General features: G+C 67.6%; 15 protein-coding genes. 3 read left to right on the top strand and 12 right to left on the bottom strand.

Translation table 11 applies throughout. The features are described 5' to 3' along the window. Nucleotides 1-221 precede the first annotated feature (221 nt). The 4 genes from EX88_RS0121030 to EX88_RS0121015 form a co-directional block, all read right to left on the bottom strand. On the bottom strand, nucleotides 222-995 hold the full coding sequence (locus tag EX88_RS0121030; RefSeq protein ID WP_031373948.1) for an FKBP-type peptidyl-prolyl cis-trans isomerase: 774 nt from the start codon (nucleotides 993-995) through the stop codon (nucleotides 222-224). A gap of 41 nt (nucleotides 996-1036) precedes the next feature. Next, nucleotides 1037-2680 (bottom strand): multicopper oxidase family protein, encoded by a 1644-nt coding sequence (locus tag EX88_RS0121025; RefSeq protein ID WP_051885385.1) that lies wholly within the window; start codon nucleotides 2678-2680, stop codon nucleotides 1037-1039. Nucleotides 2681-3275: 595 nt separating this feature from the next. After that, nucleotides 3276-6308 carry an efflux RND transporter permease subunit gene (locus tag EX88_RS0121020; RefSeq protein ID WP_051885384.1) on the bottom strand — a complete coding sequence of 1011 codons (3033 nt, stop codon included), beginning with the start codon at nucleotides 6306-6308 and terminating at the stop codon, nucleotides 3276-3278. A 126-nt stretch (nucleotides 6309-6434) separates the two neighbouring features. Then, the gene (locus EX88_RS0121015) at nucleotides 6435-7469 is read right to left on the bottom strand and encodes a hypothetical protein (RefSeq protein ID WP_031373945.1); all 1035 of its coding nucleotides are present in this window, start codon (nucleotides 7467-7469) and stop codon (nucleotides 6435-6437) included. 157 nt (nucleotides 7470-7626) lie between these two features. On the opposite strand from EX88_RS0121015, the gene EX88_RS0121010 reads away from it, so the two are divergent. Continuing rightward, a complete protein-coding gene (locus EX88_RS0121010; protein WP_031373944.1) occupies nucleotides 7627-8223 on the top strand; it encodes a TetR/AcrR family transcriptional regulator in 597 nt (198 codons plus the stop codon). 10 nt (nucleotides 8224-8233) lie between these two features. On the opposite strand, the gene EX88_RS26235 is transcribed toward EX88_RS0121010, so the two are convergent. The 6 genes from EX88_RS26235 to EX88_RS0120980 form a co-directional block, all read right to left on the bottom strand. Next, on the bottom strand, nucleotides 8234-8635 hold the full coding sequence (locus EX88_RS26235) for a hypothetical protein (RefSeq protein ID WP_036149706.1): 402 nt from the start codon (nucleotides 8633-8635) through the stop codon (nucleotides 8234-8236). A 229-nt stretch (nucleotides 8636-8864) separates the two neighbouring features. After that, nucleotides 8865-10124 carry an RNA polymerase sigma factor gene (locus EX88_RS0121000; protein ID WP_031373943.1) on the bottom strand — a complete coding sequence of 420 codons (1260 nt, stop codon included), beginning with the start codon at nucleotides 10122-10124 and terminating at the stop codon, nucleotides 8865-8867. A gap of 301 nt (nucleotides 10125-10425) precedes the next feature. Beyond that, the gene (locus EX88_RS0120995) at nucleotides 10426-10929 is read right to left on the bottom strand and encodes a VOC family protein (protein ID WP_200875881.1); all 504 of its coding nucleotides are present in this window, start codon (nucleotides 10927-10929) and stop codon (nucleotides 10426-10428) included. A 72-nt stretch (nucleotides 10930-11001) separates the two neighbouring features. Continuing rightward, nucleotides 11002-11421, bottom strand: coding sequence for a YciI family protein (locus tag EX88_RS0120990; RefSeq protein ID WP_318025861.1), 420 nt, complete (start codon nucleotides 11419-11421; stop codon nucleotides 11002-11004). A gap of 419 nt (nucleotides 11422-11840) precedes the next feature. Continuing rightward, entirely contained in the window at nucleotides 11841-12062 is a 222-nt protein-coding gene (locus tag EX88_RS0120985) for a hypothetical protein (protein ID WP_031373940.1), read from the bottom strand. A 50-nt stretch (nucleotides 12063-12112) separates the two neighbouring features. Continuing rightward, nucleotides 12113-12568: an ArsR/SmtB family transcription factor gene (locus tag EX88_RS0120980; RefSeq protein ID WP_223621598.1), complete on the bottom strand. Its 456-nt coding sequence runs from the start codon at nucleotides 12566-12568 to the stop codon at nucleotides 12113-12115. Between the two features lie 342 nt (nucleotides 12569-12910). On the opposite strand from EX88_RS0120980, the gene EX88_RS0120975 reads away from it, so the two are divergent. Next, entirely contained in the window at nucleotides 12911-14020 is a 1110-nt protein-coding gene (locus EX88_RS0120975) for a glycosyltransferase family 4 protein (protein ID WP_031373938.1), read from the top strand. Nucleotides 14021-14056: 36 nt separating this feature from the next. Here the strand turns inward: EX88_RS0120975 and EX88_RS0120970 are convergent, their stop codons facing one another. Next, a complete protein-coding gene (locus EX88_RS0120970; protein ID WP_031373937.1) occupies nucleotides 14057-14281 on the bottom strand; it encodes a hypothetical protein in 225 nt (74 codons plus the stop codon). A 310-nt stretch (nucleotides 14282-14591) separates the two neighbouring features. Further along, on the bottom strand, nucleotides 14592-15719 hold the full coding sequence (locus EX88_RS0120965) for an acyltransferase family protein (protein ID WP_036149704.1): 1128 nt from the start codon (nucleotides 15717-15719) through the stop codon (nucleotides 14592-14594). Between the two features lie 502 nt (nucleotides 15720-16221). Here EX88_RS0120965 and EX88_RS0120960 point away from each other — a divergent pair. Further along, nucleotides 16222-17523, top strand: coding sequence for a hypothetical protein (locus EX88_RS0120960; RefSeq protein ID WP_031373935.1), 1302 nt, complete (start codon nucleotides 16222-16224; stop codon nucleotides 17521-17523). The last annotated feature ends 388 nt before the right edge of the window (nucleotides 17524-17911 follow it).

Raw genomic sequence — 17911 nt, 5'->3', positions numbered from 1 at the left:
ACGCAGGGATTTTTCATACGGGACATCCATGTCCCGATGAAAAACGGCCCGCATCCATGCGGGCCGCCCTTCGGGTCTCCAATTCGCAGGAAAAGCGAAGAGCAAGAAGCGGAGAGCGGAGAGCGGAGAGCGGAGAGCGGCATAATCTCAGCGAACCGAACAGCCACTTCACCCGACATCAACAGTGCGATCAAGAAATAACCCGATCGCGACCGCAGCCCTCATTCCCCCTGCGTCGGCGCCCCCTGCCCTGCAATCTCCAACAGCTCGATCTCGAACGCCAAGGTCGCATTGGGTTCGATCTGCCCAGGCAACCCCTGCTCGCCGTAGGCGAGCTTGGCCGGAATCCAGAAGCGGTACTGACTGCCCGGCGTCATCAGCTGCACGGCTTCGGTCCAGCCCGGCATGACTTGGGCAAGGACGAATTCGGCCGGGTGGTCGGTGTCGTAGGTGCTCTCGAACTTGCTACCATCGAGCAAGCGGCCGACGTAGTTGACGCGTACGGTGTCGCTGGCTTTCGGGTGCGCACCCTTGCCCGCCCGCAGCATCTGGTACTGCAGACCGGAAGCAGTGCTGACCACGCCGTCGACTTTCGCGTTCTTCTTCAGGAAGGCGTCGCCGGCTTCGAGGTTCCGCGCGGCGAGCTGTTTGAGCTCACTGTCGCGCTTGTTGCGCAGATGCTCGCTGAAGCCTTCGCGGATCTTCTTGCTCTGCGCCTCGTCGTACAACATCGGCGCACCGGCCTGGGCGTCGCGGATCGCGCGCAGCACGATGCGCTGGTCCAGTTCGCCGCGGATCGGTTCGATGCTGCGAGCAAAATCGCGGCCGACGATGTAGCTGATGCGGGCCTTCTCGCTGTCAAGCTCGGCCGCGGTCAGCGCGCCGCCGGCGGCATCGCTGGCGGCGTCGCCCGCTGGGCCGCCTGCAGGCGGCGTGCATGCGGCCAGGCCCAGGACGGTGGCGAGCAGAGTCGGACGCAGGAAATCGTGGCGCATGGCAACTCCGTAATGCAGGGGCATCGATCGGGAAGGCGGAATCAGTCGGTCACCGCGAAGGTCAGCATCATGCCCATGTCCTCGTGTTCGAGGTTGTGGCAATGAAGCATGTAGCGATGGCTGCCGCTGAGCGGTTGGGCGAAGTCGATGGCCAGGCGCACGATCTCGCCGGGCCAGACCACGACGGTGTCGTTCCAGCCCAGGTCCTGCGCGGTCAGGCCGCCGGGCGCGACCTGGCGGCCGCGGATATCCGGCGGGCTGATGCTGCGCGAGAGCACTCGGAACTGGAAGCCGTGCAGATGGATCGGGTGCGGCATGCTGGTCATGCTGTTGCGGATTTCCCAGACCTCGCGGCTGCCGCGGCGCACCGAAAACGCCGGCTCGTGGCCGCTGTCGTGGAAGTTCCAGTCGTTGATGAACCAACGCCCTTCCTCGTCCATGCGCAGGCGCAAGGCGCGCACCGGCCAGTCGGCGGTGTCGGGCAATGGGTCGATCTTCGACAAGGCGCTCAGGTCGGGCAGCCGCGTCGGCGGCCGGCGTTCGGTCGCGCATTCGATCAGCCGCAGTTCCATCAGGTCCAACGCGGCGCCCATCGGCGTGGCACCGGGATGATCGGCCATCGGGTCGGGCAGGAAGGCGCCGGATTCGTCCTCGTTTTCCATCGCCACGTAGTCGAGGCTGCGCAGCATCACCCGCTGGCCGGGCGTGAGCGCGCCGAAGTCGACCAGCACGTCGATGCGCTGCGCCGGCCCGAGAAACACATCGTCGACCGGCCAGGCCTGGGCGAGCAGGCCACCGTCGGTGCCGATCAACTGCATCGGCAGCACTTGGTCGCCCTGCACGAAGGCCACCCGCAGCATGCGCGCATTGGCGACGTTGGCCAGACGGAAGCGATACCAGGCCGGAATCACGTCGAGGTAAGGCTCGGGCGTCCAGTTGACCAGCACGCGGTTGCCGATCCAGTCGTCGGCGCCGTCCTTGTAGACGATGGCGTTGTCGGCGCCGACCTGCTTGTCGGCGATCATCAAGGGCAGATCGCGCTCGCCCCAGCGCATGCCGAGGCGCTGCCGCAGCGCGCGCTCTTCCTCGTCTTCGACCAACAGCAAACCGGCCAGGCCGCGCTGCAACTGTACGCCGGTGCGGCCGTGCGGATGAGCGTGATACCAGTACAGGCCGGCGCGGTTGTCGACGCGGTAGCGATAGCTGCGGCGGGCGCCGGGCGCGACCGGATGCAGACCACTGCCCTCGTTGGCCTCGTCGATGCTCAGGCCGTGCCAATGGATCGTAGTCGCCTCGGCGAGGCGATTATCGAGTTCGACCTCGACCGTATCGCCGCGGCGCGCATGCAACAAGGGATTGCCGACCTCGCGCGCACCGATGCGGCCGGTATACGCCCACAGCGAAGTCGCCGGGCCCGGGAACAGCCCCACCGCAAGCGTCTGCGCCAGCAAGCGCAGCGGTTGCTTCAGATCGACCTCGGCGAGCAGGCCGTCGGCACCGGGCAAGCGCAGCGGCTGCACGAAGCGAGCGTCCGGCGCCAACTCCGACAACTTCGGCGCCGGGCCCGAACCGAGGCTATGCCCGTGACCGCCGGTCCAGCGCCACAGCGCCAGCGGCCCGGCGACGGTCGCCGCACCGCCCACGGTGAGCCCGACCAGGAAGCGGCGGCGTTGCGGGTCGGTCATCGGTAGGGCATCCCCGGAAGCGTCAGGCGACCCGCCATCATCCACAGCCCATGTTGCAGATGTTGCAGACGCGCGTCGCTTCTGTGACGCCGATCAACTCAGTGATCATTCTGGTCGGTCTGGGCCCAAGCCGCGATCTCAACAAGATGCAGCGATCTGGATCAGCCCGCAGCACCCACCCGCACGACCATGGCGCCGCGAGGTTGAAGCCACGCGGTCGCGACTTGCGTCGCTCCTACCCCAATCACAAGCCCCCGGCCCGCCGTTGCCGTTGCCTTGAAAGCTTGGCGCAGTTCCGATCTAGCAATGCAACCGTAGACCCGGAGGGCGGCGCACAGGACGTGCGCCGTTTTTCGATAGGATAAGGAGAGCCCTTTTCTTTGGTTACCTTTGACCGAAGGGAATCCAGACGGACTTTTAGGCTTAGCAAAAGAAAGTAACCCGGCCGCTTTAGCGGGCGGAAGCTTTGCAGTTGCAGTTGCAGTTGCAGTTGCAGTTGCAGTTGCTTCAATGACACACCGCCAGACACGCTACAACGGGACACAGCGCGGTCGCGGCTCACGCCGCTCCTACAGGGCTGCAGTCGCTGACGCCGTTAGCCCGATGCAACGCGTTCGCGACTTGCGTCGCTCCTACCCGAGAGCAAGCGCGCCGCCGCACCCCGCGCCACCCACGTCCGCAACGCCACGTAAAACACCGGAGTCAGGAGCAGACCGAACAAGGTCACCCCCAGCATGCCGGCGAATACGGTGATGCCGGTGGCGGCGCGCACTTCGCTGCCGGCGCCCTGGCCGATCAGCAGGGGCACGGTGCCGGCGACGAAGGCGATCGAGGTCATCACGATCGGGCGCAGACGCAGGCGGCAGGCTTCCAGCGCTGCCTCGACGATGCCGCGCCCCTGCAGTTCCAGTTCGCGGGCGAATTCGACGATCAGGATCGCGTTCTTGCACGCCAGGCCCATCAGCACGACCAGGCCGACCTGTACGAACACGTTGTTGTCGCCGCCGCCCAGCCAGACGCCGAACAAGGCCGACAGCAAGGTCATCGGCACGATCAGGATCACCGCCAAAGGCAGGGTCCAGCTTTCGTACAAGGCCGCGAGCGCGAGGAAGGCCAGCAACACCGCGAGCGGGAACACGATCAGCGCGGCATTGCCCTGGGTCGCCTGCTGATAGCTCAGGTCGGTCCACTCGATGGCCATGCCGTTCGGCAAGTGCTTGGCGGCCAGTTCGCGCAGGGACTGCATCGCTTCGCTTGAGGACAACAGATGCGGGTCGGATTCGCCGACCAGGTCGGCGGCGGGATAGCCGTTGTAGCGGATCACCGGGTCGGGGCCGTAGGTTTCGCCGAGGCTCACCATCGAGCCCAGCGGCACCATCGCGCCGTCGACGTTGCGCACGCGCAGGTTGGCGATGTCCTCGATGCTGTCGCGGTGGGCGCCGTCGGCCTGGGCGATGACCTGGTAGGTGCGGCCGAAACGGTTGAAGTCGTTGACGTAGGCCGAGCCCAGATAGGTCTGCAAGGTATCGAACAGTTCGTCGAGCGGCACGCCCTGGGCCTTGGCCTTGGCGCGGTCGACGCGCGCGTCGAGCTGCGGCACGTTGGCCTGGTAGGTGCTGATCGGATAGCCCATGCCCGGGGTCTGCGCGACCGCGCCGCTCAAGCCGTTGAGTGCGTTCTGCAGCTCGCCGTAGCCCTGGCCGCTGCGGTCCTGGATGTACAGCGCATAGCCCGAACCGGCGCCGAGGCCGAGGATCGGCGGCGGCATGAACGAGAACGCCGCGCCTTCCTGCAGGGCCGCGAACTTCTCGTTGAGTTCGGCGTTGATCGCCTCGGCGCTGCGCTCGCGCTCGCCGAAACCGTCGAGTTCGAAGAACAAGGTGCCGGTATTGGGCGTGTTGGTGAACTGCAACGGGTTCAGGCCGGGATAGCCTTCCGACGCCGACACGCCTTCGGTCGACATCGCGATCGCGCTCATCTTGCGGATCACCGCATCGGTGCGTGCGAGCGAGGCGCCTTCGGGCAGTTTCACCCCGCCGATCAGGTACAGCTTGTCCTGGATCGGGATGAAGCCGCCCGGCACGGCCTTGAACATCAGGCCGCTGCCGACCAGCAGCAGCGCATAGACGACGAACACCGCACCGCGCTTGCCCAGCGCGCGCGAAACCGCGCCCTGGTACTTCTGCGAGCTCGACGCGAAGAAGCGGTTGAACGGGCGGAACAGCCAGCCGAACAGGCGCTCGATCAGGCGCGTCGGCGCGTCTTTCGGTGCACCATGCGGCTTGAGCAGTTTCGCGGCCAGCGCCGGCGACAAAGTCAGCGAGTTGATCGCCGAGATCACCGTCGAGATGGCGATGGTCACCGCGAACTGTTTGTAGAACTGGCCGGTCACGCCCGACAGGAACGCCATCGGCACGAACACCGCGCATCCGAACAAACTCAAGGTGTTGATCGAGAAACCGAGCAGGTACAGCGCGGCGAAGGTGCCGACCACCGACACCGGCACGGCGAGCAAGGGGATGATCGAAGCACGCCAGGTCTGCAGGAACAGGATCACCACCAGCACCACCAGGGCGACGGCTTCCAACAGCGTCGTGACCACCGCCTTGATCGAGTCGCGCACGAACACGGTCGGGTCGTAGACGATGCGGTACTCCAACCCCGGCGGGAAGGTCCGTGCGAGCTCGCTCATGCGCGCGCGCACCGCGTTCGACAGGCCGATCGAATTGGCGCCGGGCGCCTCGAACAGGCCGATCGCGACCGCGTCCTGGTTGTCGAGCTGGGCGCGCAGGCTGTAGTCGCCGGCATCGAGTTCGATACGGGCCACATCGGACAGCCGCACCAGCTCGCCGTCGGCGCCGCTCTTGACGACGATGCCGCCGAACTCGGCTTCGCTGTGCAAGCGGCCCTGGGCGTTGATCGGAATCAGGAACTCGCTGCGGTTCGCCATCGGCTCGGCGCCGAGCTGGCCGGCCGAAACCTGCACGTTCTGTTCGCGGATCGCCCGCACCACGTCGCCCGCGCTCAGGCCGCGCGCGGCGATGCGGTTGGGGTCGAGCCAGATACGCATCGCGTAGTCGCCGCTGCCGAACATCTGGATCTGGCCGACGCCGGGCAGCCGCGCAAGATCGTCCTTGAGCTTCAAGGTCGCGTAGTTGCGCAGGTACAGCGAGTCGTATTTGCCGTCCGGCGAGATCAGGTGCACCAGCATGGTCAGGGTCGGCGACTGCTTCTGGGTGGTCACGCCCTGGCGCCGCACATCCTCGGGCAGACGCGCCAATGCCTGACTAACCCGGTTCTGCACCTGCACCTGGGCCTGGTCGGCGTCGGTGCCGGGCTTGAAGGTCACGGTGACCACAAGCACGCCGTCGGAGCCGGCCACCGACTTCATGTACATCATCCGTTCCACGCCGTTGATCGCTTCCTCCAGCGGCGTGGCTACGGTTTCGGCGATGACCTTGGCGTTGGCGCCCGGGTAGACCGCGCGCACCACCACGGTCGGCGGCACCACGTCGGGGTATTCGCTGACCGGCAACAGCGGGATCGCGATCAGGCCGGCGGCGAAGATCAGGATCGACAGCACCGCCGCGAAGATCGGACGGTCGATGAAGAAACGCGAGAAGTCCATGACGGAGTCCTGGGCGCGGCGCGGGGCCGCAAGCGGTCGCAACCGACGTCACCAGGACGTCGGCCGGGGATGGCGTGGTGTGCGGTCGGCCGTCGCTGCGTGACCAGCAGCGACGGCGAGGGGTCGTCAGGCGGCGGCGCGGATCTCGACGGCCGGCCGTTGCGCCACCTGCACACCGAAGGCCTGCAGTTGCGCCAGTTGATAAGCCGGGTCGATCAACAGGTCCGGCGTGTACAGGCCCGGCGCGACCGCTTCGCCACCGGCGAGGCCGAGCAGGCGTTCGACGCCGAGCGCGATGCCGAGTGCGGTCATCGGCGCCTGCCCCTGCGGATGCACCAGTTCGTGGCGGGTGCGCGCGTGGGTGCCGTCGTGGCGCTCGCCTTCGAGCTCGATCACGATCTCGGTCGAGAAGGCTTCGCCACGGCGCCGGCTCGCGCTTTCGCCCAAGGCCATGTCGAGGCGGATCGAGTGCGCGTCGGTCGCCGCGGCCAGGCTGACGACGTCCATTGGCGAGTACGCCGCGGCCTCCACCACGGTGCCGTCGACGCTGGCGAAGGTGGTTGCGGCCTCCTCGCCGCGCACCCAGCGCCAACGCCCCTGGTCGAGGATCTGCGCCGCGGCGGCGGTGGTCAGGCGTTCGTAGTCGGCGGCCGCGGCCGGGCCGCCCATGTCCTGCTCGTCGAGCAGCGCCGAGATCACGATGCGGTCGAGCCGACGGAAGTCGCGGGCGAAATGCAGCGCCGGCAAGGTCGCGGTGCCGGCCAGCCAATGGCTGGCGAGCAGAATCGGCGAACGCCCGGGATGGCGCAGATGGCGCGCCACTTCCGGGGCGATCTCGAACGAGCCGCTGGAGGTGCTGATGTAGGGCAAGCCGTGGCGCTGGGCGTACTTGAGCGTGTTGAGGCTGTCGTCCTTGACGAACACCACCACCGCGCCGAAGCGCGCGTCGTCGCCCAGGCCGAGGTCGGCGCGCGCCAGGTCGACCCGCACCGCTTCGGCCTGGCCGACCTCGGCCGCGACCTTCGCCGCCTTGGCCAGGTCGCGGCCGGCGATGGCGATCGGCAGGTCGGGCTGCAGGCGGCGCAGGGCCTGCGCGCCCTGGGCGCCGACGACGCCGGAACCGCCGATGATGAGGACGGGTTTGTTGGCGATTGCGTTCATGATCCAAGCTCCTGGATGAGGCAGCGTGCGCGGCATCCGGCGGGCACCGGCACAAGCTACGATTGGTAAGTTACCAATAGTAAGATACACTCCTGCCCAGGCTGTCAAGCGCTTTTTTCTCCGCTGCACCCACCACCGTCCCGCCAGAGACCGCTCCATGACCGACACCCCCGCCAAACGCCTGCCCAAGGCCGAACGTCGCGAGCAGTTGCTCGAAACGGCGATGGGCATCGTCCGCGAGCAAGGCACCGATGCCCTGACCCTGGGCTACCTCGCCGAGCGTGCCGGGGTCAGCAAGCCGATCGCCTACGAACATTTCGGCACTCGCTCGGGCCTGTTGATCGCGCTGTACAAGCAGATCGACGACCGCCAGAACGCGGTGGTGCGACGCGACTTCCAGCGCACCCCGCATCGCCTGCACGACGTCGCGCGCCTGCTCGGCGAGAGCTACATGAGTTGCTTCCGCACCGCCGGGCCGGAATGCCACGCGATCAACGCCGCGTTGGCCGGCGACGAGGAAATGGAAAAGTTCCAGCAGGAACTGGTCGAAGGTTATGTGAACTTCTACCGCGATCTGCTCGCGCCGTTCGCGGCGGCGTTGCCCGCCGATGAGTTGCTGCGCCGCTGCGTCGCCATCATCGGCGCAGGCGACGCCTTGTCGCGCGAGATGACGCGCGGGCGCATCGAGGAAGCCGACGCCGCGGCGACGTTGGCCCGGTTGATCGTCGGTGCGATGGCCGACGACGGCGTTTGAGCAGCGCGACTCAGTCGCCCCCGCCCCCGCCTCCACCACCGTCACTACCACCGCAGTCGCCACCGCCCTCGGTGCTGCCGTCGTTGCCGCAAGGGCCGCCCCAGCCGTGGTCGCCGCAGTCTTGACCGGCTGTGCTGGCGAAGAACACCGCCTGCGGAAATACGAAATCGTTGGCCGCACCGCGGCCCGACCGATAACGCATAGCGCCTGCGCGGCGCGTCCCGTGGGCAATGACCTGGCCACTGGCGTGTATCGCCAAGCACAGCGTCGCGCCGAACACCGGCAGCAGCCAGATCAGTCCCAGTTGCCGGCGCCGCGTATGCGTTTGCGGCTCCTCGTTGCGCACCACCACGACGGTGGCCCAGACATTCAGTGCGACGACAATGGCTATGCCGATAGCTAGGTTGCTCATCGTGTTTCCCTCCACGCGGCCCGAGTTGCGCGCATCCTGGTCGAGGCCGTCGGCGGGCGTGTAAAAAACCGGTAAATTTCCGCGGTTTTCGCACGTTCGGATGTTGTGAATTCCATGCCTGGGACGACGGTGTCGGCGCTGCCGATTCCCCTCGCGACACCTGCGGCGAATGCCGCCATGGCGCCGCGATGCGAACCCGGGTTCGCCCACTCGCCGGTCGCGCTGACCTTCAGACGCTTTCGGCGGCGCGCGCGAGCAGCAGTTCGCGCTCGCGCACGTTGCGGGTCATCGAGGCGGCGCGTTCGAACTCGGCGCGCGCTTCGTCGCGGCGGCCGAGCTTGAACAGCAGGTCGCCGCGCACCGTCGGCAGCAAGTGGTAGTGCTTGAGCGAGGGCTCGTCGATCAGCGTGTCGACCAGTTCCAGGCCGGCGGCCGGGCCGAACGCCATCGACAAGGCCACGGCGCGATTGAGTTCGATCACCGGCGACGGCGTCAGCACCGCGAGTTGCTGGTACAGCGCGGCGATGCGCGGCCACGGCGTGTCCTGCGCGGTCGGCGCGCTGGCATGGCAGGCGGCGATCCCGGCCTGTAAGGCATACGGCCGCTGCGCGCCGCCGAGACGGATGGCGCGCTCCAGGGCTTGGAGCCCGCGCTGGATCTGGATCCGGTCCCAGCGCGCGCGGTCCTGATCGAGCAGCAGGATCGGGGTGCCGTCGGGCGCGGTGCGCGCGCCGGCACGCGAGGCCTGGATTTCCATCAGCGCGACCAGACCGTGCACTTCCGATTCGTTGGGCATCAGCCCGGCGAGGATGCGGCCCAGGCGCAGCGCGTCTTCGCACAGGCCCGGACGCATCCAGTCGTCGCCGGCAGTGGCCGAATAGCCTTCATTGAAGATCAGGTAGATGACTTCGAGCACCGAGGCCAGCCGCTGCGCGAGCTCTTCGCCGCGCGGCACCTCGAACGGCACCTGCGCCTCGGCCAGGGTGCGCTTGGCGCGAACGATGCGCTGGGCGATGGTCGGTTCGGCGGCGAGAAAGGCGCGCGCGATTTCGTCGGTGGTGAGGCCGCCGAGCAGGCGCAGGGTCAGGGCCAGACGCGCTTCGGTCGACAACACCGGATGGCAGGAGATGAATACGAGCCGCAGCAGGTCGTCGCCGATGTCGTCGTCGAGCTTGTCGAAGAACGCGTCCTCGACCTCTTCCTGGCTGGCCTCGATCTCGCGCCCGATTTCCTCGTGCTTGCGGTCGAGCAACTTCTTGCGGCGCAGGCGGTCGATCGCGCGATTCTTCGCAGTCTGCATGAGCCAGGCGCCCGGATTGTCGGGCACTCCGGTCTCGGGCCAGCGCTCGAGCGCGACCACCAGCGCATCCTGGGCGAGTTCTTCGGCCAGACCGACATCGCGCACCATGCGCGTCAGTCCGGCGATGAGTTTGGCCGATTCGATGCGCCAGACGGCGTCGATGGCACGGTGGGTATCGATGGCCGTCACGGCCAAGGATCAGACCACCTCGCGCACGCCGATGCAAGGGCATTTAGGACGAGGCCCGCGCGACCGTTTCAGGTTAAGAGCGGCGTGCCATCGGCCGCGACCGCATCGCAGCCTTGAGTAGGAGCGGCGCGAGCCGCGACCGCGACCCAGCGAACTCCGGCGAAAGTTGCGACGCCCGATGAAATCGTCCCGGGCCGGTAACGGTCGGCACCACGGCCTTCGCCGGTGAATGCGATGGCGCGGTCGCGGTTGGTCGCCGAAAAAAATCCCTGTGGGACGCCGCTCCTACTCTTGAACGGGGTCAGCCGGCCTGTTCGCAGTTGATCATCCACGGCACGCCGAAGCGGTCGCTGACGATGCCGTAGGCCAGCGCCCAGAAGGTTTCCTGCAGGGGCATTTCGATCTTGCCGCCGTCGGCGAACGCGTCGTAGATGCGCTTGGCCTCGGCCGGGTCGTTCAAGGACACGACGACGTGCGCGCCGGCGATGCCTTTGTAGGGATACAGGTGGGTGGCGTCGGTGCCCATCAGCGCGAAGCCGTCGAGCTCGTAGCGGGCGTGCATGATCTTGTCGCGGTCCTGCTCGGTCAGGCCTTCGCAACCGGGATGGTCGCCGAAGATCATCATGTCGGTGATCTTGCCGCCGAGGGTCGCGTGGTAGAACTCGAAGGCCTGGCGGCAATCGCCGTTGAAAGACAGATACGTGGTCAGTTGCATGGCGTGGTCGTCCTGGTTGGGGTGGTGGCGTTTGAACCGGGTAAGACGGGTGCTGTGGGTGGGCATGGCCGTCGCGATGCTGGCGGCCATGGCGGCCGGTGTCTTACGAACGACGAACCCGCGCGGGCGGAATCGACAAGCGACGCACTGATCGCGGTCGAATCAGTTCGACCAGGTCGCGACGCGGTCGCGCATGCGCTCTTCGGCCGCGCGCAGTTCCGGGCTCAGGGCTTCGCCGAAGTCGGCCAGGTCGTAGACCTGACGGATCTCGATCTGCGCCGGCACGCCCGGCGGGTGCGGCACCCGCTTGACCCATTCGACCGCTTCGGCGAGCGAACGCGCCTGGATCAGCCAGAACCCGGCGACCAGTTCCTCGGTCGAGGCGAAGGGACCTTCGACGATCCGGCGCGTGGCGCCGTCGAACTGCACCCGCACGCCTTTGGCGCTCGGGTGCAAGCCTTCGGCGGCGAGCAGCACCCCGGCCCGGACCAGTTCCTCGTTGTAGGCGCCCATCGCGCGCAGCAGGGCCGGATCGGGCAACACCCCGGCCTCGCTGTCGCGGTCGGCTTTGACTATCAGCATGAATTTCATCGTCGGTTCCTCGCGGGCGAGCGGCCCGGTGGCGGCTCTCATGAGGACGACGAACGGCCTGCGGCCAAATCGACAAGGACGCGGTCGACCAGCACGCCAATACCGTGGCGACGCAGGCCGACGGCAAAAGCCACGGTCCGCCAGTCCAGGGGGCTGACGGACCGCGAAACGACGCGCCGGCACGGGATCGGCGCGCAAAGCCCGGTTAGCGGATCGCCGGCACGGGGCGCGCCCGGGGCGGCAAGGACTGCGGACGATCGCTACCCCGCAACGGTGGCAGGACGCAGTCGCCGGCGTTTGATCGATCGCATCGCTGCGATGCGCCGAAGTCGTGCGCTCGTCGCTCCGCGCAGGCTAACGAGAAGTGCGGGGACGGCGCTCGCGTGGTTTCGCCGCGCCCGCAGCGGCTGTTATCGGATCGGGTCTTGCCCGCCCTCGCCGCCCTCGCCGTCTTCGCCGGAGGGCGGCGGCGGTGCGGCGGACGCGGCGACGTCGGCCGGCGTGCGCACGGTGCTGCGGATGGCGCTCGCCAAGGGGCTCGGCAGACCGCAACACGGCCTGCCCGACTCCGGCAAGGCACCGCCGGCGCCGTCGCCGTCGCGCTTGCGCCCGGACGCGCCGGTGTCAGCCATGGCGGCGCAGGCTCCGCCTGCAGCCTGCTCGGCGCAAGCCACTTCTGTCGCTAGTCGGGATCGTGCTCATCGCGCTGGTCCCCGCGTTGCGGTGGGTCGTCGCGTTTTGCGTGCGTCGCCTGCAACTGCACAAGGTAGTCGTCGAGGCGGTCGAGGCGTTGTTCCCAGATCTGCCGGTAGCGATCGAGCCAGCCGGAGACTTCCTGCAGCCGCTCGGTCTCGAGCCGGCACGGCCGCCATTGCGCTTCGCGGCCGCGCGCGATCAGGCCGGCGCGCTCGAGCACCTTGATGTGCTTGGAAATCGCCGGAAGGCTCATGGCGAAGGGCTCGGCCAGTTCGGTCACGCCGGCCTCGCCGTGGGCAAGCCGGGCCAGGATCGCGCGCCGGGTCGGATCGGCCAGGGCGGCGAAGGTCGCATTGAGCGAATCGACGGACATATCTATGAACCGAAAGGTTAAATAACTGATCCGTTGATAAAGCCGGAGGCCCAGGCTGTCAAGCCGCATGGCCGCTGCGCCGCGAAACCGCGTTTAGCTGAACGGGGAAGCGCTATTTTCGTTCATCGTTTTCATGAACGATTCAATCGACCGGGCCAACCATAACGACTTACATCACATAATAAGTGTGATGTTTTTCGCATTAATTTGGCACTAAGTGGGAAGGGTCGATCCGGCTGCAATCCCGTTAGTGGTCTGACCCAGGGCCTTGCGGGATCCGATGAAGCATTCGTTCTCCACCGCGATCGTTGCCTGCGCGCGCGCGACGGCCAATGCCGCCGCAATGATTTCGCCGTGGCTGCCGTCGGCATCGGCCGAACCCGTGCCGGCCCCGGCACGGAGGCGGGCGCCATGCGCATAGGCCTGGATTATCGCGCCGCCACTGCCGCCCCGACGACCTCCGCCGGACGCCAGGTGCTGGCCCTGGAGCGCGCCTTGCGCGGCCGCAGCGGCATCGACACCGTGCTGTTCACCGCCGCGCCGGCCGATCATCCGCATCGCGCCATCGCGGTCAGCGACGATGCACCGTTGCCGCTCGACCACGACCCCGGCCTGCGCGACCGTTGGCACTACGAAGCCGGCTTTCTGCCGGCCGCGCTGCGCCGCGAGAAGATCGATATCTACATCGCCACCGCCGAGGGCGGATTGCCGGTGTGGCGCAAGCCGGCCGACGTGCGCCAGGTGTTGCTGCTGCACGACCTGTTCCGGCTGACCCTGCGTCGCCCGCGCACCTCGCCGTGGCGCGCCTTGGCCACGCGGCTGATCGACCAGACCCGGATCGGCCATGCGATCGCCAACGCCGACGCGATCTGGACGCCGTCGCGCTATACCACCGCCGAATGCGGACGCTTGTACCCGGCGCATGCGCACAAGCTCTACGTGCTGCCCGATGCGGTCGCACCGCTGCCGCCGCCGGCCGACCGCAGCAAACTGCCGCTCGCCTTGCCGCCGCGTTACTGGTTGCTGGTCGGCACCCGCGAACCGCGCAAGAACGCCGACTTGTTCCTGCGCGCCTGGCTCGACGCGCGCCGCCAGCATTACGACACGCCGGACCTGGCCGTGGTCGGCTCGCCCGCCGACGTCGGGCCGGAACTGCGCCGGCTCAACGGCGTGCATTGGTTCGACGAGATCGACGACGAAGGCCTGGCGCGTTTGTACGTCGATGCCGAGCGCCTGTGGCAGCCCTCGTATGCGGAAGGCTTCGGCCTGCCGGTACTGGAAGCGCTGGCCGCCGGCACGCCGGTCGCGGTGGCCGAAGGCAGCGCCCTGGAAGAAGTCGCGCCCGGCGACATGCCGCGTTTCGATCCGCACGACCGGCCGATGCTGACCCAGTTGATGATCCAGCTCGGCCGCGAGTCGGTCGACGGCAACGCCGAACAACGCCGCGCCTTCGCCCAGCGATTCGCGCCGAACGCCTATGCCGCGCGCGTCGCGGCCTTGCTGGATGAATTGATCAGATAAGCGCAGGCGCCGCCGCAGTCGCGACGCGCGCCGGCCTCATTCGTAGGGCGCGTGCTGCAAGCCCTGCGAGGCCAGCATCCGATTGATGTTGGAGACCACGTGGCCGCGCTCGGGGCGCGGCGTCACCGTCAACAGACGTTCGACGAGACTGTCGACGCGCGGCCAGAACACGGCATCGTCGCGCCACTGTCGCCGCCACATCGGCAAGGCGGCACGCAGCTGGCACAGATCGCCATCGAGTTCGGCACGAGTTCGATGCATCGTTCACACCCCTCTGGCAACGACGGGCAAGGCCCGATTCGAGCACATCGGCCACGGACTGATCGGGCCACTGGACTGTAGGCGCCCACACCGGGGGATGCATGGACGGACCGGCCCGGATTCGCCGCCTGCGATCTGCATCGCCGGCCGACGATTCCGGAACCCACCTTATCCCGAACGCGGTCCGGCGCGCTTTCCCCACCTTAGGCCATAGTCCGGATGCTCGAAACATGACAGAAGTCACATCTCAGGCATCGCCCGCCGATGAACAGGAGTGGGGAGGCGCCATCCGACGAACCCGCCCACCGCCTCAGCCCTGGGCCGCCGGCAGCGCGGCACCCGATCCGACCTCGCCTTGGGCATCGCGTCGCTGCACGATGCGATCGCGCAGACGCAGGAACGGCCGCTCCACCGCGTAATACAGGACCGCACCGCCGAGCAGGGCCGCGCCGGCATAGGCGGCGAAGGCAAGCAGGCCGTGGCCGTCGAGTTGCTCGCCGTAGTGGCGCGAGACCAGGCCGAACATCTGCTTGTGAGTCAGATAGAGACTGAACGACGCCGCCGCCAGCCAGGCCGCACCCGGCACACGCAAGCGCCCGGTCCAACGTTGTTCCGAAGCCGCGGCGGCGACCAGCAAGGCCAGCCCGAACGAGACCACCGGGAAACCGAACACCGAGGCCTGCAAACCCAGGCGATTCTGTGACAGCCAGATCGCCGCGGCGACGCCGGCCAGGCCGAGTGCCAGCAACACGCCGGAGCGCTGCATCATCGCCGACCACCATTGCGGACGATAGGCGCGGATCGCCGCCAGCATGACGCCGGCGAGCAGCCCGTCCAGACGCATCCAGGTCGGGTAATAGACGCGCTCGACCCAGGCCACGCTGCCGTCGGGCAGGCTCGAATGCCAGACCCAGGCGCGCAAGGCCATGCCGCCCGCGACCAACAGCACGCCGAGCGCGAGGGTTTTCCACAACGCCGGGCGCCGCGTCAGCCACCATGCGAGCAACGGAAAGACCAGGTAGAAATGCTCTTCCACGCACAGCGACCAGGCATGCGAGAACGCCTTGTTGTGTTCGTAGTCGATCAACAGGTTCACGGTGAACGTCAGGAACTGCCAGGCCGGCTGCATGCCGGGGCGCTCGCGGAACTCGGGCACCAGCAGGTACAGCGCGATCACCGCCCAGAACGCCGGCAGCACGCGCATGGCGCGGCGCAGATAGAAATCGCCCCAGCGCAGCGGTTCGCCGCGACTCAGCGGCTTGAGCACCTGCCAGCCGATCAGATAGCCGCTGAGGGCGAAGAACAAGTCCACCCCCATCCAGCCGAATTCCGACATCGGGCCGTAAGGCGAGCCGAGTCCGGCGGTGGCGGCATGAAAAAACATCACCCATACGATCGCGATCGCGCGCAGCAGATCGAGGCCGGGCAGTCGGCTCATTGAAGTTCCTGGTTGGGGTTTACGGCAGAGGGATGGTGCTGCGATCGCATCGCGGCGTTGCGCCGCGACGTAGAGATTGCGCGAATAGTCTCGCCGAGAACTTCAACGGCAACAAGAGGATGTGCAGGCGAAAGACGCCTGCGTTGCCACGTTTGTGCGGCGATCGCATGCCGGCGTGGAAGGCAGGCGATGAATGGCGACGCTTCCTCGGCGCCAACACGCTGCGTGTCGGATTCGCGTGGTCGATGGACGCGATGGGCGAGCGGGCGGTCGATCGAATGCGAGCGACGTTGGTGATTGCGGCATCGACGCACGCGACTCGGCGACTGCGGCATCGCGCTCGTCCCGCTAACGCAGTCCGGCAGGCACGACGCCCCGCCGCAACGCCGGCGCAGGCGTGTCGCACCTAGGGTCGGCCCGAGGATGCTCCCGGCCCCGCAGCGGATTAATTTCCCAAAGCGCGCTATCGATCCGGTGCGAGGTTTCTGCTGGGAGAACGCCCATGTCGGGTTTTCCGAATTTCCCCGGATTTCCGGGCGGCCACCGCCCGTCCTTCCCGGGCCTGGGCGGTGGCCACGGTCATGGCCACGATCCGCTCGGCCTGGGCCTACCCGGTCTCGGCGGCGACGATCACCACGGTCCCGGCTCGCCGCCGGGGCTGAACGGCGACGGCCCGCCGGGCCTGGAAAAACCGCACGGCGGCGGCGATACCCACACCGGCGGCAATGGTGTCGATAACAATCACGGCAGCGACACCAGCCCGGTCACGCCGCCGTCCGGCACCACGCCCAGCTCGACCGAGCACGACCGCCCGCACAACACCCCGAACGTGGTCAGTTCCGGTTCGGCGATGGACGATCAGATCGCCGCCTATCCGAGCCGTTTGTTGCCCGGCCAGTCGATGCAGTCGAGCGGCAACACCCAGACCGCATTCAATCAGGTCACCCAATACCCGCCGCCGACCTTGTCCGAACGCGCGCTCGGCAACAGCGCCGGGCTGCAGCCGGCCTTGAACCGGCCGGTCTCGGCCGATGCGGTGCCCGGCAGCGCGATGACCATGCAGCCTTCCGGCGTGCAGACCGCGCTGCTCGGCAACCCGAGCGTGGCCGCGGCGAGCAACGCCGGCCTACCGGCGCAGGTCGCCTATGCGGCGGCGCCTGCGCTCGCGGTACCGGTGGCGACGCCGAATGCGGTGCTGGCCGCGCCGATGACGAGCGCGTTGTACAGCGAGTCCCTGCTCGCGCAGCAGAACCTGCTCAATCAGTTGTCGATGATGCAGCGCTTGAGCACGCCTCCGAACGTGGTGCCGGCCAACGTGGCCGCGCCGGCGAGCGAGGCCCTGGTGGCGCCGACGGTGGTGCCGCTGATGGTCAACGCCGCGCCGAACGACCCGCGTAACCTGCCGCTGGCCAACGACCGCCTCAACCTGATGCGCAACGACGGCCCGCTGAACAATGCCGTGTATGCCGACAGCCCCTACCGGCGCCCGCTGCGCCGCGGCGCCAAGGTCGACAACGCCTCGCTGACCTATTGGCTGTGGGCGCTCGGTCGCGGCGGCACCCACCGCACCAGCCACGAGAACGAACCCAGCCGCGAAGTGCTGCGTGCGCTGCAGTGGCTGTTCTGGGTACTGACCGTGGTCGCCTACGCCTGCCTGGCGATGGCGGTGATCATCCTGTTGCCGGGCGGCGAGTTCGTCAGCGAACGCGCCACCCCGGGCGTCAGCGGCATCGCCCTGTTCCTCGGGGTGACGGTCGCGGCCGGCGCCTGGTGGCTGGGGCGGCGTCTGAACCGTCGCGGCTGAGGCGGCGCGGTTCGGGCTGGATCGCGACAGCCGTGTCGCGGACGTAAGCGTGCCGATGCCGTGCGGGTGTGGACGGACGCGCAGAGGGCGCAACGCCGATGTCATCCATCGAAGCGGCATGCTTTCGCGAAGGGTAGGAGCGACGAAAGCCGCGACCAAGGAACACGCATAGCCGGCATCGCCGATGCCGCCCATCGAAGCGATGCGTCGGCGCGAGCCGCGATTACCGGATGTGCAGAAAAATCGTTGCCGTTGCGGCGATATAGATCTGCTTTGCTGCTTTGCTTTGCTGCTTTGCTTTGCCGCTTTGTTTTGTCGCTGTACCGGTCAATAGTAGACCCGGAGGGCGGCGCACAGGACGTGCGCCGTTTTTCGATAAGACAGGGAC

This window comes from Lysobacter antibioticus, from assembly GCF_000731095.1.
Lineage (GTDB): Bacteria > Pseudomonadota > Gammaproteobacteria > Xanthomonadales > Xanthomonadaceae > Lysobacter > Lysobacter antibioticus_B.
The sequence above is the reverse complement of the archived record's forward strand: the minus strand, read 5'-3'. Positions and strand labels throughout refer to the sequence as shown.